20 protein-coding genes are annotated in these 22,192 nt (G+C 72.8%); 10 read left to right on the top strand and 10 right to left on the bottom strand.

What is annotated here, in order from left to right; translation table 11 throughout:
- Positions 1 to 88 precede the first annotated feature (88 nt).
- Complete coding sequence (locus VKV23_11155) at positions 89 to 1,711, bottom strand: arylsulfatase (GenBank protein HLI16591.1); 1,623 nt, start codon at positions 1,709 to 1,711, stop codon at positions 89 to 91.
- A gap of 392 nt (positions 1,712 to 2,103) precedes the next feature.
- Here VKV23_11155 and VKV23_11160 point away from each other — a divergent pair, with 392 nt between their 5' ends.
- Genes VKV23_11160 through VKV23_11195 form a run of 8 tightly spaced genes read left to right on the top strand, consistent with a single transcriptional unit; the run spans position 2,104 to position 9,718 of the window.
- Positions 2,104 to 3,297: an extracellular solute-binding protein gene (locus tag VKV23_11160; protein HLI16592.1), complete on the top strand. Its 1,194-nt coding sequence runs from the start codon at positions 2,104 to 2,106 to the stop codon at positions 3,295 to 3,297.
- 20 nt (positions 3,298 to 3,317) lie between these two features.
- Positions 3,318 to 4,316 (top strand): ABC transporter permease subunit, encoded by a 999-nt coding sequence (locus VKV23_11165; GenBank protein HLI16593.1) that lies wholly within the window; start codon positions 3,318 to 3,320, stop codon positions 4,314 to 4,316.
- Entirely contained in the window at positions 4,300 to 5,151 is an 852-nt protein-coding gene (locus tag VKV23_11170) for a carbohydrate ABC transporter permease (protein ID HLI16594.1), read from the top strand. The genes VKV23_11165 and VKV23_11170 overlap by 17 nt, the downstream gene beginning before the upstream one ends.
- A gap of 11 nt (positions 5,152 to 5,162) precedes the next feature.
- Positions 5,163 to 6,332, top strand: a complete 1,170-nt coding sequence (locus VKV23_11175; protein HLI16595.1) for an ABC transporter ATP-binding protein — start codon at positions 5,163 to 5,165, stop codon at positions 6,330 to 6,332.
- Positions 6,329 to 7,273, top strand: a complete 945-nt coding sequence (locus VKV23_11180; protein HLI16596.1) for an inositol monophosphatase — start codon at positions 6,329 to 6,331, stop codon at positions 7,271 to 7,273. Before VKV23_11175 ends, VKV23_11180 begins: the two co-directional genes overlap by 4 nt.
- Positions 7,266 to 8,075 carry a glycerophosphodiester phosphodiesterase gene (locus VKV23_11185; GenBank protein HLI16597.1) on the top strand — a complete coding sequence of 270 codons (810 nt, stop codon included), beginning with the start codon at positions 7,266 to 7,268 and terminating at the stop codon, positions 8,073 to 8,075. Before VKV23_11180 ends, VKV23_11185 begins: the two co-directional genes overlap by 8 nt.
- The gene (locus VKV23_11190; GenBank protein HLI16598.1) at positions 8,072 to 8,896 is read left to right on the top strand and encodes a glycerophosphodiester phosphodiesterase; all 825 of its coding nucleotides are present in this window, start codon (positions 8,072 to 8,074) and stop codon (positions 8,894 to 8,896) included. The genes VKV23_11185 and VKV23_11190 overlap by 4 nt, the downstream gene beginning before the upstream one ends.
- Positions 8,897 to 9,718, top strand: a complete 822-nt coding sequence (locus VKV23_11195) for an inositol monophosphatase (protein ID HLI16599.1) — start codon at positions 8,897 to 8,899, stop codon at positions 9,716 to 9,718.
- Between the two features lie 37 nt (positions 9,719 to 9,755).
- Here the strand turns inward: VKV23_11195 and VKV23_11200 are convergent, their stop codons facing one another.
- Entirely contained in the window at positions 9,756 to 11,177 is a 1,422-nt protein-coding gene (locus VKV23_11200) for a divalent metal cation transporter (GenBank protein ID HLI16600.1), read from the bottom strand.
- Positions 11,178 to 11,736: 559 nt separating this feature from the next.
- On the opposite strand from VKV23_11200, the gene VKV23_11205 reads away from it, so the two are divergent.
- Together VKV23_11205 and VKV23_11210 are read left to right on the top strand one after the other, a co-directional pair.
- A complete protein-coding gene (locus tag VKV23_11205; protein ID HLI16601.1) occupies positions 11,737 to 13,188 on the top strand; it encodes a hypothetical protein in 1,452 nt (483 codons plus the stop codon).
- 2 nt (positions 13,189 to 13,190) lie between these two features.
- A complete protein-coding gene (locus VKV23_11210) occupies positions 13,191 to 13,652 on the top strand; it encodes a YbjN domain-containing protein (GenBank protein ID HLI16602.1) in 462 nt (153 codons plus the stop codon).
- A 90-nt stretch (positions 13,653 to 13,742) separates the two neighbouring features.
- On the opposite strand, the gene VKV23_11215 is transcribed toward VKV23_11210, so the two are convergent.
- The 8 genes from VKV23_11215 to VKV23_11250 all read right to left on the bottom strand — a co-directional run bounded on the left by VKV23_11215 (position 13,743) and on the right by VKV23_11250 (position 22,079).
- Entirely contained in the window at positions 13,743 to 14,360 is a 618-nt protein-coding gene (locus VKV23_11215; protein HLI16603.1) for an HD domain-containing protein, read from the bottom strand.
- 97 nt (positions 14,361 to 14,457) lie between these two features.
- Complete coding sequence (locus tag VKV23_11220; GenBank protein ID HLI16604.1) at positions 14,458 to 15,633, bottom strand: mandelate racemase/muconate lactonizing enzyme family protein; 1,176 nt, start codon at positions 15,631 to 15,633, stop codon at positions 14,458 to 14,460.
- A 16-nt stretch (positions 15,634 to 15,649) separates the two neighbouring features.
- Positions 15,650 to 16,300, bottom strand: a complete 651-nt coding sequence (locus VKV23_11225) for a CoA transferase subunit B (GenBank protein HLI16605.1) — start codon at positions 16,298 to 16,300, stop codon at positions 15,650 to 15,652.
- Positions 16,301 to 17,098, bottom strand: coding sequence for a CoA transferase subunit A (locus VKV23_11230; GenBank protein ID HLI16606.1), 798 nt, complete (start codon positions 17,096 to 17,098; stop codon positions 16,301 to 16,303).
- Positions 17,095 to 18,006 (bottom strand): ABC transporter permease, encoded by a 912-nt coding sequence (locus VKV23_11235; GenBank protein ID HLI16607.1) that lies wholly within the window; start codon positions 18,004 to 18,006, stop codon positions 17,095 to 17,097. Before VKV23_11235 ends, VKV23_11230 begins: the two co-directional genes overlap by 4 nt.
- 34 nt (positions 18,007 to 18,040) lie before the next feature.
- Positions 18,041 to 19,201, bottom strand: a complete 1,161-nt coding sequence (locus tag VKV23_11240) for an ABC transporter permease (GenBank protein ID HLI16608.1) — start codon at positions 19,199 to 19,201, stop codon at positions 18,041 to 18,043.
- On the bottom strand, positions 19,198 to 20,754 hold the full coding sequence (locus VKV23_11245) for an ABC transporter ATP-binding protein (protein ID HLI16609.1): 1,557 nt from the start codon (positions 20,752 to 20,754) through the stop codon (positions 19,198 to 19,200). The genes VKV23_11240 and VKV23_11245 overlap by 4 nt, the downstream gene beginning before the upstream one ends.
- Before the next feature lie 188 nt (positions 20,755 to 20,942).
- The gene (locus VKV23_11250; GenBank protein HLI16610.1) at positions 20,943 to 22,079 is read right to left on the bottom strand and encodes a BMP family ABC transporter substrate-binding protein; all 1,137 of its coding nucleotides are present in this window, start codon (positions 22,077 to 22,079) and stop codon (positions 20,943 to 20,945) included.
- Between the last annotated feature and the right edge of the window lie 113 nt (positions 22,080 to 22,192).

The raw sequence follows: 22,192 nt of genomic DNA on the forward strand, positions 1-22,192 counted from the left end.
TTCACCTGCCCTCGCTACGGTGCCGACGAGGAGTCGCGGAGGGCAGCCAGCAGTGCGCGAGGACACCGCCGTGCAGACGATCGCCGCGCTAGCCGGCGGCCTCCTCGGCGCTCGCCCCGCGCCCGCGGTAGATGTCGAGCGTCACCTCCCAGGGGATGACCCCGACGCGTGCTGCCCACGACTCCCACGAGGCCCGCAGCTCGGCCACGACGCCCCGCTGCGCCGGCGCACAGTCGCGCAGCTCCGCGGGGTCGGTGGCGAGGTCGTAGAGCTCCCAGGGCCCGGGGTAGGCACGCACGAGCTTCCAGTTGGCCAGCCGGATTGCGGCGTTGCCCGTGTGCTCCCAGAACAGCGGGTGCACGGCCGGCGGCCCGCCCCGCAGCGCCTCGAGCATGCTCACCCCCTCGAGCGCAGGCGCACCGCTGGCGCGTCGGCTCGGGTACGTCGCGCCCGTCGCCGCGAGGACCGTCGGCAGGACGTCGGTGAGCTGGTACGGGGTGCGCTCGATGTGGCCTGCGAGGAGCCCGCCGGCGGGCCAGTGGACGACGAAGGGCGCGGCGATGCCTCCCTCGTGCACGTAGCGCTTGTAGTAGCGGAACGGTGCGTTCGAGAGGTTCGCCCAGGCGCGCCCGTAGCTCGCGTAGGTGTCCTCCGGCCCGGGCCAGATCTCGGGCAGGTTCCCGACGCGGATCGCGCCACCGGCGCGCGTCGCCCTGGGCAGGATGTCCGACCTCGCTGCGAAGCGCTCCGGCGAGACGAGCGGCAGCTCCTCGGAGGAGGCGCCGTTGTCCGACAGGAAGATGAGCAGCGTGTCGTCGAGCTGCCCCGTCTCCCTGAGGGCCTCGACGAGGGCGCCGACACCGGCGTCCAGGCGCGTCACCTGGGCGGCGTAGACCTGCATGCGTCGCACCTGCCACTCGGGCGCGCGCGCCTTCTCGAAGGGGGGCTCGCGCTCGTCCCGATCGCTCGCCAGCGAGACGTCCGGGAACAGGCCCTCGTCCACGAGCCGCTCGATGCGCCGGCGGCGCAGCACGTCCCAGCCAGCCTCGAACGCGCCGTCGTAGGCTCGGATGTCCTCCTCGGGCGCGTGCAGGGGCCAGTGCGGCGCGCTGAACGCCACGTAGCAGAAGAACGGGCGAGACCCGGCGTGCGCGCGGATGTAGCTCGCGGCCGCGCTCGCGATCGCGTCCGTGTAGTAGAAGCCCGGGACGAGTGCCTCGCTCGACGCATCCTCGTCCCCCCGCCGCAGCGTGCCTGGTTGGTAGTAGCTGCCACAGCCGGTGAGCGTGCCGAAGAACTCGGCGAAGCCTCGACGAGTGGGCCACGACGGATCGGGCACCGTCATCTGTGCGGAGAGGTGCCACTTGCCGAACATGGCCGTCGCGTAGCCGCTGGCGCGCAGCACCTCCGCCATGGTCGGGGTGCGCTCGCTCAGAGAGCCCGGGTAGCCGCGCGGCCGGTCGTCGTTCGTGAGGATGCCGATCCCGCTCTGGTGGGGGTGGAGCCCCGTGAGCAGCGACGCGCGCGACGGGCTGCAGCGGGCGCTCGTGTAGAAGTGCGCGAGGCGCACGCCGGCGCGCGCGAGCCGATCGATGTTCGGGGTGGCGAGCTCGCCGCCGTAGCAGCCGAGGTCCGAGTAGCCGAGGTCGTCGGCGACGACGAGGACGACGTTGGGCCTCCTCGGGCCAGGAGCCTCAGGAGCGACCGTCACGCGGACCCCACGAGCTGCGGCGTGCCGCGGGAACCGGCGCGGGCGGCCAGCGGGCCGTGCCGGGCTCCCGCCACCCCTGCCCGCACGCCCCCGACGACAGGGGCGTGCCGGTGCCCCGGCTCATGGACAAACCCACGGAGGTAGGCTAACGTGACCACTAGGTAAGTACAACATGACAAGGGGGGAAGGGCCTTTGGGTGGTGGAGCGGCTGACGCGCACGCCGACGGTGCAGCTCACTGCGGCGCGACAGCCCGGTGCCGGGCGCGCCGGCGGCCCACGGGCGGGCGGATCCGTCCCTCGACCGGCCGCCGTGTCAGCTACCCGTCGCACTCAGCGGCTCGCGAGCCACCAAGTCAGTGAGTGGCCGGCAACGACTGAAACGGAGGAACGTATGCGGCACAGAAGTCCCGTCATCGCCGCCACCGCGGTGGTCACCAGCCTGGTGCTCGCGGGCGCGCTCGCCCCGGGCGCGATGGCATCGAAGCGGTCGCCCACGCGTGCCGCGCACGCGGCCGTGAAGAACCCGTACCCGAAGTCCCTGCACGGGAGCTTCGCCTTCTACTCGGGCGGGGATACCAACGTCGAGTCGCTGTGGACGAACGTCCTCATCCCAAGCTTCAACCGCGCGTACCCGCACATCAAGATCGACTACGTGTTCGACGAGCACGGCGTCAACGACGTCACGACCCTCGCGCGTGTCGCCCAGGCAGTGCAGAACCACCAGCCGAGCGGCTACGCGCTCCTCGAGTCGGCGACGAACGCCGTGGAGCTGGCGGCGCGCAACCACCTGTTCATCCCCGTGACGAAGAAGGCGATCCCGAACATCGTGAACGTCCCCGCCTCGACCATGCAGGTGGTCCGGTACGACGCCGTCCCCTACCGGGGCTCGAAGGTGGTGCTCGCCTACAACTCGAAGGCGGTCCCCAACCCGCCGAAGACGCTCTCCCAGCTGCTCAGCTGGATCCAGGCCCACCCTGGCGAGTTCGCCTACTGCAACCCCTCCGGTGGTGGCTCCGGCTCGTACTTCGTGCAGGACGTGCTCGACTCGTACATGCCCAAGTCGGCCGTCCAGACGCTCGCCTTCAACGACGCCACCTCCCTCGAGAGCGACTGGGCGCCGGGCCTCGCCGAGCTGCACAAGCTCAACAGCTACGTCTACGGTCACGGCACCTACCCGGCCGGGAACACCCAGGTGCTCTCGCTCCTCGGCTCCGGCGCGGTGGAGATGGCGACGGTCTGGTCTGACCAGGGCACCCAGGCGCTGCACGACGGCCAGCTGCCCAAGAGCGTGAAGCTCACCGACATCTCGCCGCCCTTCGCCGGCAGCCCTGTCTACCTCGGGATCCCGCGGTACACGCCGAAGAACCAGGTCCGGCTCGTCGACGCCTTCTTGAACTTCGTCCTTTCGGTTCCCCAGCAGGCGAAGGTGGTGAAGATCCTGGCCGGGTTCCCCGCGATCAGCATCTCGAAGATGACCAAGACCGTGAAGGCAGAGTTCAGCGCACTGGGCGAGGCCGAGAGCCTCCCCTACGCCGCCCAGATCAGTTCCGACCTGAACCGGATCTGGCAGCAGCAGGTGCCGTAGGCAGCGACGAGGAGCGCTCGGTGACGACCCGGACCCCGCTCGTCGGCGAGGCAACCCTCACCGACGACGCGCCGGCCGGACCGGCGCCGGCCGCGCCACGGCGCGGCCGGCGCCGGTCACGGGCGCACGACGAGGCAGGGACCCGAGGGGGGGCAGCATCCCTCCTCGGGTTCCTGCCCCTCGCCTTCCTCCTCGTCTTCGGCGGGATCCCGATCGTCCTCAGCCTCCTGCTCGTGCTCGGGCACCTCGGCGGACCGAACGCCGCGGTCTCCGAGCTCGGCCAAGGGGAGATCCCTGGGCACGGCATCGGCACGCTCGGCGCCGTCACCCAGCTGTTCGACAACGCCTCCTTCCGGCGCGACGTGCTCGCGACCGTGGTCGTCTTCCTGGTCAGTGCCGCGCTCGTGCTCACGATCGCCGTGGTGCTGACCTTCTGGCACCGCCTGCGACCGAACCGTGCGCTCGCCGTCCTCCAGTTCCTCGCCGTGATCCCCCTGTTCATCCCGGTGGTCATCGCCAGCTTCTCGCTGTGGACCTTCTGGGGCGCACGGGGCTTCACGAACAGCCTTGCGCAGCTGCTCGGTTGGCACAACGCGCTCGTGTTCAGCGGGACCCTGCAGGGCGTCGTCCTCGCCGAGACGTGGGTGAGCCTCCCCTTCGCCGTGCTGCTGCTGCGCGCCGGCGTCGCCTCCCTGAGCGACAGCTCGCTCGACGCCGCCCGGGACGCCGGCGCCGGGCCGATCAGCGTGGCGTGGCGCATCATGCTCCCCCAGCTGCGCCGCGAGTGCACGATCGTCTTCTGCTTCACGGCCGTGGGCGTGCTCGGGAGCTTCACCGTGCCGTTCATCGTCGGCCCGTCGTCGCCGCTCCTGCTCGGCGTCGACGCCGTGAACACCTTCGCCGACTACAACCAGCCCCAGCAGGCCGCCGTCATCGGCTTCACCATCTTCGTCCTCGCCGGCGTGATCGGCTGCCTGTACGCGATCGGAGCGAGGAGGCGCCGTGTCGGTACCCGCTAGCGCTCGCTGGCGGCGCCAGGCGAGCGCTCCTGTCGTGCTCCTGCTCCGCCTCGGCCAGCTCGTCCTCTTCCTCGCCGCGGTGTTCTTCATCGTCGTGCCGCTCGGCTGGCTCGTGCTCCTCGCCTTCGTGAAGGGCTTCAACTTCCCGTCCCTCGCCCCCACGGCCTTCACGCTGTCCTGGTGGCACACCGTCCTCGCCACGCCGGGACTGCTGCACTCGGTCTTCCTCTCGGTGACGATCGCGCCGGTCGTCCTCGCGCTGTCGATGCTGCTGTGCCTGCCAGCCGCCTACGCCCTCGGGCGCTACAACTTCCCCGGGAAGCGATTCGTGCTCCTGAGCGTCTTCTCGATCAACGCGTTCCCCCGCATCAGCCTCTACATCGCGATGATCCCGATGCTGTTCTTCCTGAACCTGATGGGCACCGTCGCCGGCGTCGTCGTGGTGCAGCTCATCGGGACGATCCTGTTCATGACGTGGATCCCGGCAACGGGGTTCGCGGCCGTTCCCGACGCGCTCGTCGAGGCGGCGCGCGACGCCGGCGCCTCCCGGTTCCAGGTCTTCTGGCGGATCCTCCTCCCGCTGTGCCGTCCGAGCATCGCCGTCGCCGCCGTGCTCTCCTTCCTCGCCGCCTTCGACGAGGCGCAGGGGACCTTCCTCGTCGGCGCCCCGAACTACCTGACGATGCCGACGCGCATGTACTCGCTCGTGCTCGACTACCCGGTGCAGTTCGCCGCGGTGTTCGCCGTCGTGCTGTCGATCCCCTCGGTCATCCTGCTCCTCTTGGTCCGCAGGTCGCTGTTCGCGGGGACGAGTACGGCGCTCCAGCTCCGATAGGCAGGGAATCCGTGACCACGACCGACGCGACGCAGGGCTCCGAGCTCGTCCTCGAGCACATCACGAAGTCCTTCGGCGGCCCGCCTGCCGTCAACGACGTCTCCCTCACCGTCGCGCCGCACGAGTTCCTCACCCTCCTCGGTCCCTCCGGGAGCGGCAAGACGACGATCCTGCGCATGGTCGGCGGGTTCCTCGCGCCCGACGCCGGCAGGATCCTCATCGACGGCACCGACGTCGGGGGCGTCCCCGTCGAGCGTCGACCGACGGCGATGCTCTTCCAGCAGCTCTCGCTCTGGCCGCACCTCAGCGTCGCCCGCAACGTCAGCTTCGGGCTGGAACTGCGGCACCGGCCCAAGGCGGAGATACGGCGTCGCGTCCGCGAGCTCCTCGAGGTCGTCGGCCTCGCCGACTTCGGCGACCGCCTGCCCGCACAGCTCTCCGGCGGCCAGCAGCAGCGCGTCGCACTCGCCCGGGCCCTCGCGCTCGAGCCGCGGATCTTGCTCCTCGACGAACCCTTCAGCGCGCTCGACACGAAGCTGCGCGTCGAGCTGCGGACGTTCGTGCGCAGCCTCCAGCGCGAGCTCGGGACGACCACCCTCCTCGTCACGCACGACCAGGAGGAGGCGCTCGACCTCTCCGACCGGATCGTCGTCCTGCGCGAGGGGCGCATCGAGCAGATCGGCGACCCCACCGAGATCTACGAGTCGCCGAGGACGAGCTTCGTCGCCGAGTTCCTCGGCGCGATGAACTTCCTCACCGGCACCCCGAGCGCGCACGAGGTCCGCCTCGCCGACGGGGCCGTCGTTCCCGTCGACGAGGAGGCGTCGAGCCTCCGGCGCCAGACGACGATCGGCGTGCGTCCCGAGGACGTCGTGGTCTCCCGCGTCGACGCCTCGTCCCCGGCACGCTGCTCCGTCGAGTCGGTGACCATCAAGGGCCACTACAAGCAGCTGCAGCTGCGTCTCGGCGCCACGCTCGTGCGCGCCTACGTGGACAAGGGGCTCGCGGTCGGCCCGGGGGACACGGTCGCGCTCCGATTCCGCCGGATCCACGCCTTCGACGAGGCCGGCGGCGACGTCGGCGTGCACGAGCTCGCCGACGACTCGCGCACGGGGCGGCACGCGCACCACCACCTGCGTCACCTCCCCGACGACGCGCTCGTCGCCGACGAGCTGCGATGACGCTGCCTCCCGCGGGCGCGGACGCAGCCACCAGCGCGATCGAGACGCACCTGCGCCGCATCGCCCGCGTCGTGCTCGAGCGCGGCGCGCTGCTCACGGCCGAGCGGGCATCCCTGCAGGTCGAGGTGAAGCGGGGCCCGCAGGACCTCGTGACCGACGCCGATCGAGCCCTCGAGGCGTGGCTGTACGACGTCACCTCGGCCGCGTTCCCCCACGACGGATTCCTCGGCGAGGAGCAGGGGTGGCGACGCGGACCGACGGGCGAGCGGGACTGGGTCGTGGACCCCATCGACGGCACCGTCAACTTCGTCCACGGGCTGCCGTGGTCGTGCTGCTCGGTCGCGGCCGTCGTCTCCGGCGAACCCGTCGCCGGCCTGGTCGTCGACCTCTCCCGCCGCGAGGTCTACCTGACCGCCGGCCCCGATCGACCGAGCGAGCGCAACGGCCGCGCCGTGCGCGTCGCACCGGGCGCGGACCTGGCGGGCAGGCTCGTGCTCGTCGAGCTCCCCGCCGATCGCCCGCTCGCCGTGCTCGACGACCTCGTCGCCGAGATCCGGCGCCGAGGTGGCGCGATCCGGGTGCTCGGCGCCGGCGCGCTCGCCCTCGCCTCGGTCGCCGCAGGACAGGCGCATGCCGCCGTGCAGGTCGACCCGCACCCGTGGGATGCTGCCGCCGGGATCGCCCTCGTGCGACACGCCGGTGGCAGCGTGCTCGGGCTGTCCGCGGCCTACGAGCTCGACGGCGGCGGGCCGCTGTTCGCCGGCAACCCCGCCGTCGCCGAGCTGCTGCGCGACGCGGCGGCGCGCGGCGTCCTGGACGCGACCGCCACCGACGGCCCGCCCGCTCGTGAGCTCGCCGAGGAGCGCGGGTTCGGGGACGGGCCGGCGCGCCACCAGCAGCCCGGAGGAAGGCAGGAGAGGAGCATGCGGGCCCATGGCTGAACGCTCGCCGCTCGAGCTCGTCGATCGGTCGGGTTTCCCCCGGCCCGCCGACGGCTCCGCTCGGCCCTTCGTCTGGGCGCACCGCGGGGCGTCCGCGCTCGAGCCGGAGAACACGCTGCGCGCGTTCCTCGCGGCGGCCGACGCCGGGGCCGACGGCGTCGAGCTCGACATCCAGCTGACCCGGGACGGCGTGGCCGTCGTCGTCCACGACCCTCTCCTGTGGACCGACGGCAGCCAGCTGCACCTGCGCCACGACCGAGCTGCCGCCCTCCGCCCGCTGTGGGTGCGCGACCTCGACTGGACCGACCTCGAGCAGGCCAGCGTGCGCTGGCCCGACGGCCGCACCGAGCACCTCACGCGCTTCGAGGAGGTCCTCGAGGTGCTGCCGGGCCAGCTGTGGCTCGACGTCGAGCTGAAGGCCGGCTGGACCTACGACCCGGCGCTCGCCACCGCCTTCGTCGCCTTGGCCCGCCGTCGCTCAGGTCGCATCCTGGCGTCCTCCTTCGACCAGGTGATCCTGCGCGACGTGGCTGCGGTCGACCCGGAGATCCCGCTGCTCTCGATCCTGCATGCCCGCCCGGTCGACCTCCCCGGCGTGCTCGCCGCCGTGCCGGCCGCGATGGCCTCGATCGACCGCCCCTTCCTCGGCGCGGACGACGTCCGGCGCTGGACCGACGCGGGCGTCGAGGTGAGCATCGGCGGGTCGGAGCTCCTCGGTGACCTCGACGCCGTCCTCACCTGGCCCGTCGCCGGCGTCTTCCTCGACGACCCCCGGCTCGCCGCGCCTGCCGCACGGGCATGAGCGGCCACCCCGCCACCCCCCCACGAGCGCCGCGCGCCGTGTCGCCCTTCGACGACCCGGTCCCCGACCCGCCCTTCGTCTGGGCCCACCGAGGGGCGTCCGCGCTCGAGCCGGAGAACACCATGGCCGCGTTCCTGCGCGCCTGCGAGCTCGGGGCCGACGGCGTCGAGCTCGACGTCCAGCTCACCCGCGACGGGTGCCCGGTCGTCCTGCACGACGCCCAGCTCCACCACGACGGCCACCGCTTCCACCTGCGAGCGCCGTCGGACGGCTCGGCTCGACCCGTCTTCGTGCGGGATCTCGACTACGCGCAGCTCGTCGCCGCACCCGTCACCTTCCCCGATGGCCGGCGCGAGCCGCTCGAGCGGCTCGAGGCCGTCCTCGAAGCCCTCCCCTCGTGGATCTGGCTGGACGTCGAGGTGAAGGCCGGCTGGACCTACGACCCGCGCCTCGCGCCGGTGGTCGCTCGCTGCCTGGCTGCCCGCCCGCAGCGCTGCATCGTCTCGTCCTTCGACCACGTCGTCCTCGCCGAGCTGCACGCGCTCGCCCCCGAGGTGCCCCTCGCCGCGCTGTGCGACGCCCGCCTCGCGGACGCGGCCACCGTCCTCGGGCCCATCCCGGCGCGCCTCTGGAACCTCCGCCGGGCCTTCGTCACCGAGCGGGACGTAGTGGCGCTGCGCGCCGAGGGCATCCTCGTCAGCGTCTACGGCGAGGAGGTCCGCCTCGACCTCCACGCGCTGCGAGCCTGGCCGCTCGCGGGGGTCTTCCTCGACGACCCGCGCGAGGCCTACGGCTCGGCGCTGCCCGGAGAGCCGGCCTGAGTGACCCCGGCGACCACGGGCGACCCGGGCCTCGAGGCCAGCCTGCGCGAGCTCGGCGACGAGCTCGCGCGCCGGCTTCGCGTCGCGTTCGCTGGGCGCAAGCGCCTCGGCGTCCGCCGGAAGGCGTCGGCGCACGACCTCGTCAGCGACGCCGACCGGGAGATCGAGGCCTACGTCCGCGCCTTCGTCCACGCCCGCTACCCGGAGGACGCCTTCCTCGGGGAGGAGAGCGGCGGACAGCTCGCGAGCGGCGTGAGGCGCTGCTGGGTCGTCGACCCCGTCGACGGCACGATGAACTTCGTCCACGGCATGGCCTGGGCGGCGAGCTCCGTCGGCGTCCTCGTCGAGGGCTCGCCGCTCGCCGGCATCGTCGTCGCCCCCTTCAGCGGTGACGTCTACCTGTGCGCGGGGGCCGGCGCCGAGCTCGGCGGCGAGCCGCTGTCGGTCGCCCTCGGCGCCGACCTGCGCGGCGAGATCGTCCTCCTCGAGGTCCCCTCGGGCACCTCGCCGAGCGTCCTCGGCCCCGTGGCGGACGCGGTGATCGCCGCCGGAGGGTCGCCCCGCACGATGGGCTCCGGGGCGCTCGCCCTCGCCCTCGTCGCCTCGGGCGTCGTCCACGCCGTCGTCCACGCCGGGCCGTCCGTCTGGGACGTGGCGGCCGGCGTCGCGCTCGTCGAGCAGGCAGGGGGCACGGTCCGGTCCGCGCTCGGCCCCTACCGGCTCGGGCAGCCCGGACCGCTCGTGGCGGCCAGCGCGCCGGCTGCCGAGCTGCTCGCCGCGGCGCTCGCTCGCTGTGACCAGGTCGCTGGTCTCGACCGCTGACGCGAGCCGCCCCTCGCCCTCGGCGCCACGCGCGCGCTCACGCGCCGAGCGCGAGGTAGGCGACGGCGAGGACCACGGTGAGCGCCGTGAGCGCCCAGCCCCCCAGCGCGAGCGGCCGGGAGATCGGCCTCCCCGCCATCGCCTCGACGTCGGTAGCGGTGCGCACGAGGAAGCTGAGGCTGATCGGCGCGGTGAGGCCACCCACGACGCTCGCGACGACGAGCATCGTGATCGCCGGCACGCCGGCCGCCGAGAGGGCGACGCCGAGGCCGGCGGAGGCGGCCATGGTGGCGTAGAAGCGGCCTGCGCTGCGCGCGGGGACGGAGAGGCCCCGCCGCCAGTGGAACTGGGCGCCCGCGACGTACGCCGTCGTCGCGATGAGCACGGGCAGCGCGAGGAGCGCCGAGGCGAGCAGTCCGGCGCCGAACAGGTAGCGCGCGCCGTGGCCGACGAGCGGTGCGAGCGCGAGCGCGGCGTCCTGCGCGCTGTGCACCGTGAGCCCGCGCGCGTGGAGGCGTCCCGCGCTGACGAGGATCGACCAGATGACGAGGGCGGAGACGCCCGCGCCGCTCAGCGCGTCACGGCGGGCCTGCCGGAGGGCCGCGGCACCGGCGCGCTCGGCCAGACCGATGCTCTGCCAGACGTAGACGTAGCTCGTGACCGTCGTACCGAGGAGGGCGAGCGCAGCGCTGAGCTCGCGCCGGTCGAAGGCGAGCCGTGGCACGAAGCTCCCGGTCGCGACGCTCGCCCAGTTCGGATGCGCGACGACGGCCGCCACGAGGTAGGCGAAGAGCCCGGTCAGCGTGAGCTTGAGGACGCCCTCGACCTCGCCGAACGTGCGCGTCACGAGCAGCACGAGGAGCCCTGCCGCGAGCGGGACGACGAACCAGCGCCCAGGGATCCCGGTGAGCAGACCGAGGGCCGCCGCACCGGCCTCGAGGTCGGCTGCGATCGTCACGACGTTCGTCGCCACGACGGAGGCGAACAGGAGCGACGCCCAGCCCCGCCCGTAGCGGGCCGTCGCGACGGCCTGGAGGTCGCGGCCCGTCACGGCCCCGATCTGCGCCGCAATGAGCTGCACGATCCCGAGGGCCGGAAAGACGAGGACGGCGAGCCAGGCGAGGCGGTAGCCGGTCGTGGACCCGACGACCGAGACGGCACCCACGGTCGTCGGGTCGTTGTCCGCCGCCCCGGCGACGAGGCCCGGGCCGAGCGACGCGAGCGCGTCCCACCGCCTGGCGAGCCGCCGGTGCCCCGTCGCGACGCGTCCGCGCGCCACGGCCTTCAGCGAGGCCCGGCCCGACGCGACGGCGACGCCCCGCTCGCCCGATCGCGGCCGACGGACGCGTCGCGCGCCGCTCCGGTCGGGGAGGTCCCCGCCCCGCCCGACGATCGGCTCCCCGAGCTTCCGGCGGCCAGGCCGCCGGCGCGCCGTCGAGGTGCTGGCTCCGCCGGCCACGGCCTCGGTCCCCTGGAGGTCCTGGTCAATCGAGCGCTCTCCGTTCGCCCGCGTTCCCCGCACGCCGACCCACGGCGATGTCGGCACGCGACGAGGCCGGCGATCGAGCGCCCTTCGCCTCGCTCGCAGCCGGCTCGAGCCGACCACGCGTCCGGCCGCCATCCTCGCGCGGCTGCGGGCTCGTCGGCCCGAGCGCGACGGACCCGTCGACCGGGAAAGTCCCGAACGCATCGCGGGACCCCGCTCCCGCGCACGGAAGGGCGCGCCCGCTGCCGGCGTCGGTCCAGCGAGCGGCACGAGAACCGCTCAGCTCGGGACGGGCCGGCGCGCCAGGGCGTCGCTGTCGGGCAGCCCGAGGCGACCCTTGCCTCGTCGCACGTCGGCTCGGTAGCCTGGGCAGGTTAGCGCCGCCACGCAGCAACGGAACGATCGCATGGCGCGAGTACCTGAACGAGCCGAGCAGCAGGCCTCCACGGCGCTCGACACGGCCCGCCACCCAGCTCCAGCGCTCGCCGGCCGAGGCGCTCGTCCCGGCGCGGTCGCGTCGGCCTCCCGCGCCGTGGAGGGGCTGCGCTCGCCGGGCGCGGCGCTCGCCCTGCAGCGCGTCGCCGGCAACGCCGCCGCGTCGCGTCTCTTCGCCCCGGCCGACGAGGCGCGGGCGAGCCGGCTGCGACCCGAGGGCGTGCAGGCGCTCACGGCCACCGACACGAAGCCCCTCAAGGTGCAGCGTTCCTTCCTCGGTCTCCTGCGCCGAATGGGTCGCGCCGTGCGCGACGTGTTCAAACGTTCCTTCGGCCGTCACCCATCGACACGCGCGACCGCCCCGGGCGGGGCGCGCGGCACCGCGAGCGCGCCGCCCGCCCCGGCGGCGTCCGTCTACGGCGGCGTCCCCAGCCAGCCCGTCGCGAACGAGCAGCCGGTCGCGAACGAGGCGCAGGCGAACGACGCGCTGCAGCTCGCGGAAGCGCTGAGCGGCGAGACGGCGGGACCCGAGAAGGCCCAGCCCTCCTACCCGAACGTCCTCTCGCGCGGGCGCGAGTACAAGGGCGAGGAGCTCGGCCAGTGGCGCCGGATCGAGGAGTTCGTCGAGAACGCGAAGGCGGACCTCGCGTCGAGTCCGGCGAGGAGGCAGGAGCTCGCCCAGCGGGGCATCAACTCCCTCGGCGACTACATGCGCCTCGTCTTCGGGTGGACCCAGCAGGACGTCCAGGAGTACCTGAGCGGTGACAAACTCGTCGTCGACAAGGTCAAGGTGAAGTACCTGGCTCCCGACGAGCGCAAGGAGTTCGAGCTGCTCGGCGCGAACCCGTTCCACCAGGGATCGCAGCGCCGCGTCTTCACCACCGACGGGATGTTCTCGAAGTTCTCGGGCGAGGGCTACGGGATCTACGTGATGGACCAGCAGGGGCACCTGTACGCCGATCGCCACCGCGTCGGCCTCTTCCACCACTCGAGCTTCCTCGCCGGCGGCGACGTCGCCGCCGCGGGCGAGCTCAAGGTCTCGTCTTCGGGCGAGCTCCAGCACCTCACCTCGAAGTCGGGCCACTACCGACCGAGCCCCGCCGAGCTGTGGCAGGTCGTCGAGGAGATGCGACGTCGAGGCGTGTCGCTGCAGAGCTTCGTGGTGAGCACCTTCGACAACTTCTACGACAAGGTCCCGGCGGCGCAGTTCCACGAGCTGTGGAAGCCGCGCCAGGCCGAGCCGGAGCAGCCCGCGCCCGAGGAGCAGGAGGGCTACAACAACGGCGCCGGGCAGGGTGGGAGCCCCACCGGCAACAGGTACCAGAAGTCGCCCGCCGACAATGCGACCACCACCTCGAGCTCGTCGCCGGCGAGCGGATCCGGCCAGCGCTACTCGAGCACGCCCTCCGACCAGAATGCGCAGCGGCCGCCCGAGGAGCGGCAGGAGCAGCTCGTGCAGACGCTGCGCGCCGACGCGCCCGCGGTCGCGAGGCGAGAAGCGCTCGCGCGCGTCGGCCGAGGCGAGCCTCGCGACGACGAGGGCGGCTGAGGGTGTCAGCGGCCTCGCTCGTCGAGCGGATCCGCGCCGACCTCGTGGACTTCGGGATCAAGCTCGACGAGAGCGAGGACCCCTCGGTCCTCGCCTTCGAGGCCGGCGGCACACCAGGGACGTGGCACTGCTACGTCTGGGTCCGCGACCGCGAGTCGCAGGTCATCGTGCACGGCGTCGCGCCCTGGGCGGTCCCCGAGCCTGCCCGTGAAGCGGTCGCCCTCTACCTCACGCGGGCGAACTACGGGCTCGTCCTCGGCAACTTCGAGCTCGACCTCGACAGCGGCGAGCTGCGCTTCAAGACGAGCATCGACTTCGGTGGGGGCGACCTCGCCCTCGAGCAGGTGCGCCGGCTCGTCGCGGCGAACCTACGCGCGATGGAGCGCTACCTCCCGGGGGTGATCGAGGTGATCGACGGCGCGGAGCCCCGCCTCGCCGTGGAACGGGCCGAGCAGGCGCGCTGAGCCAGCCGGCGGGGACAGCCGCGCCCTGCCGAACGGCGCTCGCCGCCGGCATCGCCGCCTGCCGTGCCGCCGCAGCGCCAGTCGACGACCTCAGGTTCCCGGGCGCCTCGGCGGCCGGGAGAACACCTCGCGGATCATCGGCTCGAAGTGCTCGAGGGGCAGGGTGTCGTAGTCCGGATCGAACGCCTTGTTGTCCCACTCGTCGACGAAGCGCTCAGCGAGCTCGTAGTACGGGTGGTCGGCGTGCCGCCGGCGCATCATCGGGTCGAGGCCCATCCGGGCGAAGTAGTGGATCCCCTGGAAGTCCTGGTGGACCTTCACGACCCAGTAGCACTCCTCGCTGATCCACGGACGCATCATCTCGGCGGCGATCGCCGGGTGGTTGGAGTTCGAGATGGTCTTGCCGACGTCGTGGAGGACTGCGGCGACGACGAGGTCGAGCTCGGCGCCGTCACGCTCGGCCCGGGTCGCCGTCTGGAGGCAGTGCTCGAGCTGGTTCACCTCGAGTCCCTCCCGGATGGGCTCGAGCAGCCGGAGCTGGTTCAAGATGCGGTCCGGCACGAAGGTGAGGTCGTAGGCGACGAACTGGTCGAGGTAGGCCATGTACTCCGGGCTGAACTCCGCCATCGAGCGGCCCTTCGGCCCGGTGAAGGGCACCGACGGGTCGAAGGTGGCGCCGTCGGCGATGCTGGTCGCTGCTCCGGTCATCTCCTGCTCCTTTGCTCAGAACCTCTCGTCGACACCGCCGAGCGCCGTACGCCGTGCACACGCGACGGGCTGCTCCTTCGCCTCACGCCCCGGAGCCTCATCGGTCCCCCACGAAGCGGTCGGGCAGGCCGGCACGCGAACCGGTCACACGTCGACCGGGGCGCTCGTAGGGGAAGCGGCTGGCCGCCTCCTCGTCGAGGTCGACGCCGAGGCCCGGCGCGTCGGGGATCGGCAGCTCGCCGTCCACGATCTCCTCCGGTCCGAGTCGAGCGCCGATCCCGAGCGACCACCCCTCGGCGAGGGCGTAGGAGTACTCGATGCAGCGGATCGACGGGACGGTCGCGGCGAGCTGGAGGTTCGCCGCGAGCGACACCGGGCCAGCCGCGTGGTGGAGCACGACGCGCGCGCCGAAGTAGGCGGCGAGCTCCGCCATCTGGCGGGCCTCGCCGATGCCCCCGCTCGTCGAGGCGTCGGGCTGGAGGACGGAGAGCTGCCGGTGGCGCAGCGCGTCGAGCGCGTCCTCCCGGCCGAAGAGGTGCTCGCCGTAGGCGATGGCGACCGGCGAGCGCTCGGCCAGCTGCTCGATGGCGGCCCGCGCCGACTGGGGGACGGGCTCCTCGAACCAGGTCACGCCGAGGCTCGCGAGCCGGTCCGCGATCTCGAGCGCCGTGGGCAGCGTGAAGCTCTCGCTGCCGTCGACCATGAGCTCGATGGCGGGGTCGAGCAGCGCACGCAGCTCGGCGAGCGTCTCGAGGTCCGCCCGCCAGTCCGGGCCGATGCGGACCTTCGCCCTGCGCACCCCTCGCTCGAGGAGCGGGGCGAGCATCCCGGCGTGCCAGGTGGCCGAACCCTCCTCGAGGAACGGGTGAGAGGCGTAGACCTCGACGCGGTCCCGCACGCGGCCGATGATCCCGCTCACCGAGCGCCCGGTCGCCTTGCCGAGGAGGTCCCAGAGCGCGATCTCGACGCCGCTTCGTGCCTGGGTCGCCACCCACTGGTCCCCGAGACGGCGGCGCGTCGAGAGCCGCAGGCGATCGGCAAGCGGCTCGACGGCCTCGAGGACCTCGCCTTCGAGGAGCGGTGCGTACGCGTCCTCGATCACCTTCGCGACGACCCCGGCGTAGCTGCACCCGAAGCTGTCACACACCTCGCCGTAGCCGTCGAGCCCGTCCTCGGTCCTGATGCGGACGAAGCAGAACGAGAGGGGCTCGCGCTCGAAGGGGTACGTGCAGGCGATCGGCGTCACCGACGCGATCTTCGGCGCCGCCGTCATCGCAGGACGCCGGCGCTCACCGGGTCGCGACGCCCTCGGTGACGCGAAAGCTCGGCTCCGTCGCCGCCTCCACCTCGGCGAGGCCGACCCCGGGCGCGAGCTCGACGAGCTCGAGCCCGGACGGCCCCACGTCGAAGACCGCGAGGTCGGTGATGATGCGGTCGACGACACCCCTGCCCGTGAGCGGCAGCGTGCACTCGCGCACGATCTTGGGCGAGCCGTCCTTCGCGACGTGCTCCATGAGGACGACGACCCGCTTGGCGCCGTGCACGAGGTCCATCGCTCCGCCCATCCCCTTCACCATCTTCCCGGGGATGACCCAGTTCGCCAGGTCGCCCCGCTCGGAGACCTGCATGGCCCCGAGGATCGCCACGTCGATGTGGCCCCCGCGGATCATGCCGAAGGAGGTGGCCGAGTCGAAGAACGACGCGCCCGGCCGAATCGTGACCGTCTCCTTGCCCGCGTTGATGAGGTCGGGGTCCTCCTCCCCGGCGAAGGGATACGGGCCGACGCCGAGGATCCCGTTCTCCGACTGCAGCATGACGAGCATCCCGGCAGGGATGTAGTTCGCCACGAGCGTGGGGAGCCCGATCCCGAGATTGACCGACTGCCCGTCGCGCAGCTCACGCGCCGCCCGGGCGGCGAGCTCGTCCCGGCTGAGCGCCATTCAGCTTCCCCCCTCCCGCCGCGGCCGCGTCGTCCGGCGCTCGATCGGCTTCTCGGTCCCGGCCGGCACCTCGACGACCCGCTGGACGAAGATCCCCGGCAGGTGCACCTCGTCCGGGTCGATGCCACCGAGGGGCACGATCTCCTCCGCCTCGGCGATCGTCACGCGGCCGGCCATCGCGCACAGGGGGTTGAAGTTGCGCGCCGACTCGTGGAACACGAGGTTCCCGAAGGTATCGGCGCGCGCCGCGCGCACGAGCGCGAAGTCGCAGACGATCGCCTCCTCGAGGACGTAGCGACGGCCACCGAACTCGCGGACCTCCTTCGGGGGCGACGCGACGGCGACCGAGCCGTCCGGCGCGTAGCGCCACGGCAGCCCCCCCTCCGCGACTGCGGTGCCAACCCCCGTCGCGGTGTAGAAGGCCGGGATCCCGCAGCCCCCGGCGCGCAGGCGCTCCGCGAGCGTCCCCTGCGGCACGAGCTCGAGCTCCAGCTCCCCGGCGAGGTACTGACGGGCGAACTCGGCGTTCTCCCCGATGTACGAGCTCGTCATCCTCGCGATCTGCTTGCTGGCGAGCAGGAGGCCGAGGCCGTGCTCGTCGGTGCCGCAGTTGTTCGAGACGACCGACAGCCCGTCGACGCCCGAGGAGCGCAGCGCCTCGATGAGGACGGTCGGCACGCCGCACAGCCCGAAGCCGCCGACGGCGAGCGAGGCACCGGAGGGCACGTCGGCGATGGCGCTCGCCGCGTCCGGGAAGACCTTCCCGCCAGCGGTCGATGACGTCCCTCCAGCGCTCATGCCACCCCTCTCGTGAACGGCTGCGCCAGCGCGCGCGGGGCTCGGTAGGACTTGGCGAGGAAGATCATCGCGCCGAGCGCCGCGAGGTACGGCAGCGCGAGCAGCAGCTCGCCGTTCAGCGACCGCCCGAGCGCCGGGAGCACGAGACCCATCGCCTGCGCGGCCCCGAAGAGCAGGCACCCGAGGATCGTGCCGCGCATAGTCCAGCCACCGAAGATGACCGCCGCAATGACGACGAAGCCGATCCCGGCGGTCATGTCCTCCGTGAACTGGCCGACCTCGCACAGCGAGAGGAACGCTCCGCCGAGGCCTGACAGCGCGCCGCACAGGTACAGCGCCTGGCGGCGGCGCTTGTTCACCTGCACGCCCGTCGCGTCCGCGGCAGCCGGGTTCTCGCCACTGGCGCGCACCTCGAGGCCCCACTGGCTGCGCTCGAGGAGCCACCAGGCGAGGGGCACGATGGCGAAGAGGAGGTAGAAGGGCCAGGCCTGGTCGAAGATCGACGGGCCGACCGCGGGGATGGCGCCGAGGAGCGGGACCCTCGTCTGCGCGATCTGGTGCGGGGCGAGCTGGTGGGCGGTGACGAAGTAGTCCGTGAGGCCGAGCAGCAACGCGTCCAGGGTGAGACCGACGACGAAGGTGTTCGCGGCGAGCCGGTGGCTGAAGTTCGCGTGGACGAACGCGACGACGAAGCCGGCGAAGATGCCGAGCGGCAGGCCGATCGCCGCCGAGCCCCCGACCTCGGCGCCGAGCATGCCGAAGTAGGCGCCCGCGAGCATCATGGCCTCGATCGAGATGTTCAGCGTGCCGGCCCGCTCGGCGACGTACTCCCCGGTGGCTGCGAACAGGAGCGGGGCCGTCGTCTTTGCGATCCCGGTGAGGATGATCGTCAGGTCGACGACGCTCATCGCCCTGCCTCCGGCGTGCCAGGGCCCGGCGCCGTCACGCCGCCGCCTTCAGCACGAGGGCGCGCGCGGCGCGCAGCCGACGGGCCCACTCCCGGCGCTCGAGGTAGACCGGCGGGAAGACGGCCGCCAGGACGAGCAGGCCCTCGAGCACCTGCGCGAGGTAGAAGGGGACGCCGGTGGACAGCAGGAAGCTCCCGCCGGTCCGGATCATGCCGAAGAAGAAGGACACCGGCAGCAGTGCCCACGGCTGGTCGCGCACGACGAGGGCGCACAGCAGGCCGTCGTTGCCGAAGTTGTTGTCGAAGCCCGGCTGGATCCGGTAGACGCTGCCGGTCAGCAGGACGCCGCCGGCGAACCCTGCGAGGGCGCCCGAGAGGATCAAGGCGCCCGCCGCGATGAGGCCGACGCGCACCCCGAAGCGGCGCGACGCGACCGGGTTCGCGCCGACCATGCGCAGGCGCAGGCCCCAGGGGCTGCGCGAGAGCAGGACGGCGAAGAGCGCGACGAGCGCCACGGCGATCGGCAGGCCGAGGCCGACCCCGAAGTTCGGGTACTGCCCCGGGTGCGGCAGCCGGACCGACGCCGGGATGAGCGCGGACTGGGGCAGCCCGCCGGCCTGGCCACCCGGGGGCGTCGGCTCCTGGAGGATCGACTGGGTGCTCACCGCGTAGCCGAGCGCCTGGATGGCGACGTAGTTGAGCAGCAGCGTCGAGATGACGACGTCGATGTTGCGCCACAGCCGCAGCAGGGCTCCGATGCCCGCCCAGATCGCCCCGCCCGCCACCGAGGCGGCGAGCGTGGCGAGGAGCACGAGCGGGCCGGGCCCGTGCAGGTGCAGCGCCACGAGCGTGGCGACGCTCGCGCCCATGAGCAGCTGGCCCGTCTGGCCGATGTTGAACATCCCGGCGCGCACGGTGATGAGGCTGCCGAGGGCGACGATGAGCACCGGGACCGCCGAGTCGAGCGTCTGGCCGACCGCCCCGAAGGTGCCGATGCTCCCCGTGTAGATCGCACTGAAGACGCTCGCGAGCGACCCGCCCACGATCTCGACGAGGGCCCCGGTGACGAGGAGCGCCACGATGATGGCGAGGACGTAGAGCAGCACGAGCTGGCCGACGGCCGCCGCGCGGGACTGCTCCACCTCGCCTGGCGGCGCCGCGAGCAGGCCGCGCAGGCGCGTCACGACGGCGCTCATGCCTGGCGTCCGCCCATCAGCAGGCCGAGGCGCTCGACGTTCACCTCGTCGCGGCGCATCTCGCCGACGATGCTGCCACGGTAGAGGACGACGATCCGGTGCGCGATGGCGAGGATCTCGTCGAGCTCGGTCGACACGAGCAGGATCCCCACGCCCGCCGCTGCCGCCTTGCGGAGCTGCTCGCTCATGTACTCGACCGCGCCGACGTCGAGGCCCCGCGTCGGCTGCACCGCGACGAGGCAGGTCGGCCCGCGGGCGAGCTCGCGCGCGACGACGACCCGCTGCTGGTTGCCGCCGGACAGCGCGGACATCGGGGTCGTCGGCGAGGGCGTCGAGATGTCGAAGGCTTCGATGAGCTCGACGGCACGCCGCAGGATCGCCTTGCGGTCGAGGAAGATCTTCGAGCTCGTGAAGGCGCCGAGGTCGGACACGACGAGGTTCTCGGCCACCGACAGCTGGAGCACGCAGCCGGAACGGTGCCGGTCCTCCGGGATCACGCCGACGCCCGCCGCGAGGAGCGCCCGCGGCGAGGTGGCGCCGATCGCCTCCCCGTCGACCTCGATCCGCCCGCGCGTCACGCGCGCCAGGCCGCTCAGCAGGTCACCGATCGCGGCCTGGCCGTTGCCCTCGACGCCCGCGACCCCGACGATCTCGCCGTGGCCCACCTCGAGGGAGAGGCCGTCGAGCAGCATCCGGCCGTCCGGGGCGCGCACCTCGACGTCGACGATGCGCAGCGCCGGCGCCCGTCCGGTCGCGACCCGCGCAGTACCGGGGCTGGCGGGCGCGCCCGGCGACGGGTCGGCGCTCTCCTCGGCGGCGAGCACCTCGTCGCGCAGGCCGACCGCGGCCATCTCGGCCTGGAGGAGGACGTCGCGCCCGACCATGGCGCGAGCCAGGCGGTGCGCGTCCGCCTCGCTCGTCGCCATCGACTCGACCACCGAGCCGTCGCGCATGATCGTCACGCGGTCCGTCGCCTGGAGGATCTCGTCGAGCTTGTGGCTGATGAGGATGACGGCGCGCTGGTCGCGCAGCACGACCTCCCGCAGCACGCCGAACAGCTCGCGCGACTCGCTCGCCGAGAGCACCGACGTCGGCTCGTCGAGGATGAGGACGTCGGGGTCGAGGCTCAGGCACTTGATCACCTCGACGCGCTGGCGCTGCCCGACCGTCAGGTCCTCGACGCGCGCCTCCGGATCCGCCTCGAGCCCGTAGCGCCGGCCGATCTCCCCGACCACCCGCACCGCCTGGCGCCTCGACAGCTTGCCCCGGTGCGCGAGCGCGACGTTCTCCCACACCTTCAGCCGCTCGATCAGGCTGAAGTGCTGCTGGGCCATCGCGAGGCCGAGGGCCGCCGCGTGGACGGGGTCCTTCACGACGATCGGGCGGCCGGCGAGGCGCACCTCCCCGCCGTCCGCGGGGATGAGCCCGATCAGGACCTTCATGAGCGTCGACTTGCCGGCCCCGTTCTCGCCGAGCAGGCCGTGGATCTCGCCGCGCTCGACGCTCAGGCTGACGTTCCGGCAGGCGACGACCGAGCCGAAGCGCTTCGTCACCCCGCGCAGCTCGACCGCCGGGGCGTGCCCTCCTGACCTGGTCGCGCCGGCAGCGGGCCCGCCGGTGGCGCCGTCGACCGAAGGTTCAATCCGAATGGCCAAAACCTACCTGCCAGAGCATCGGTCCACGAGAGGGCCGGCCCCGGCGGCGCCCCGAAGGGCGCCGCCGGGGCCGGGCAACCTCCCCGCTACGGCTGGGGCGTCGCGTTGATGATCGCGGTCGGGTCGAGCTTGCCCTGCGCGATCCGCTTCATCAGGGCGTCGAGGGTCTTGTTGCTCATGATCCCGCTCGGCTGGCAGAAGTACACGGTCGGAACCTTCGACACGCCGAGCTTGAAGTTGTGCACGATGCCGACCCGGAACTTGCCCTGGGCGAACTGCGCGAGCGCGACCTTCAGGTAGTAGCCGGGCCAGTAGACCTGCGAGATCGCGAACCTCGGGTTCTTCATGTTGCACAGCGCGCCGCCGTCGCTCATGAGCGCCGCCCCGTGGGCCGCGGCGTAGCGCGCCGCCGGGAAGAGGGCGCCGCCGAGGTAGGGGAAGATGAGCTTCACGCCCTTGGCGAGCATCGCCTGGACGGCGGTGATCGCCGGGCCCGAGGCGTTGAAGTCACCCGTGTAGGCCGTGAGCAGCTTCGCGCTCGGGAGCGCGGCGCGCATGCCGGCGTAGTAGCCGCGCGCGGGACGCTCGGTGAACGAGAGGGCCGGCCCTGCGATGTAGCCCGCCGTCGTCTGGTGGTGCGCCTTCAGCCACAGCCCCATGGCGTAGCCGGTCACGAACGACTGCGGGTCCTCGAGGTCCTGCGCCATGTAGTAGTAGGGCGACGGCTGCATCGTCCCGGCGCTCGCGTACACCCAGACGGGGATCCGCCGGCACGCCGAGGAGCTGGCAGCGGGCCCCGCGGCGGCGAGCTCGCTCTCGCCGATCACGAGCAGGTCGATGTGCTGACGGCACATGTTGACGGCCGCCTGCAGCGCCTGGCCCGGGTTGACGAGGCTCTGGATGATCGGCTTGTGCCAGTGGTACTTCTTCACGTAGGCGTCGATCTGCTCGACCTCGCTCTCGTAGTAGCCGTGGTCGGTGATGTCGCCCGCCGTGATGAGGCCGATAACGACCTTGCCGTCCCGGTTGACGTCGGGCTCGTGCGGCGGCAGGTACCCAATCCTCGGGTTCCCCGGCCACCCCCACGGGTTGTCCAGGAAGTGCCGCGCGCGCGCGCCGGACTGCGCGGACGCGACGGACGTGCCGGCGAGCGTCCCGGCCATGCCGAGCGCCCCGGCGAGGCAGGCCGTGACGGCCAGCCGCCGACTCCATCGAAGCTGCATTGCGTGCCCCTCCCCTTTCGTTGTCCAGCCGGCCACAGGCCCCCCCGCGCCGGCGACTCGCGTGGCTCGCGGCGGGTCCCATCGCCCCCCAGCCTGCCAGCGGCGTCGCTACA

It is taken from the genome of Acidimicrobiales bacterium (assembly GCA_035294085.1).
Lineage (GTDB): Bacteria > Actinomycetota > Acidimicrobiia > Acidimicrobiales > Bog-793 > DATGLP01.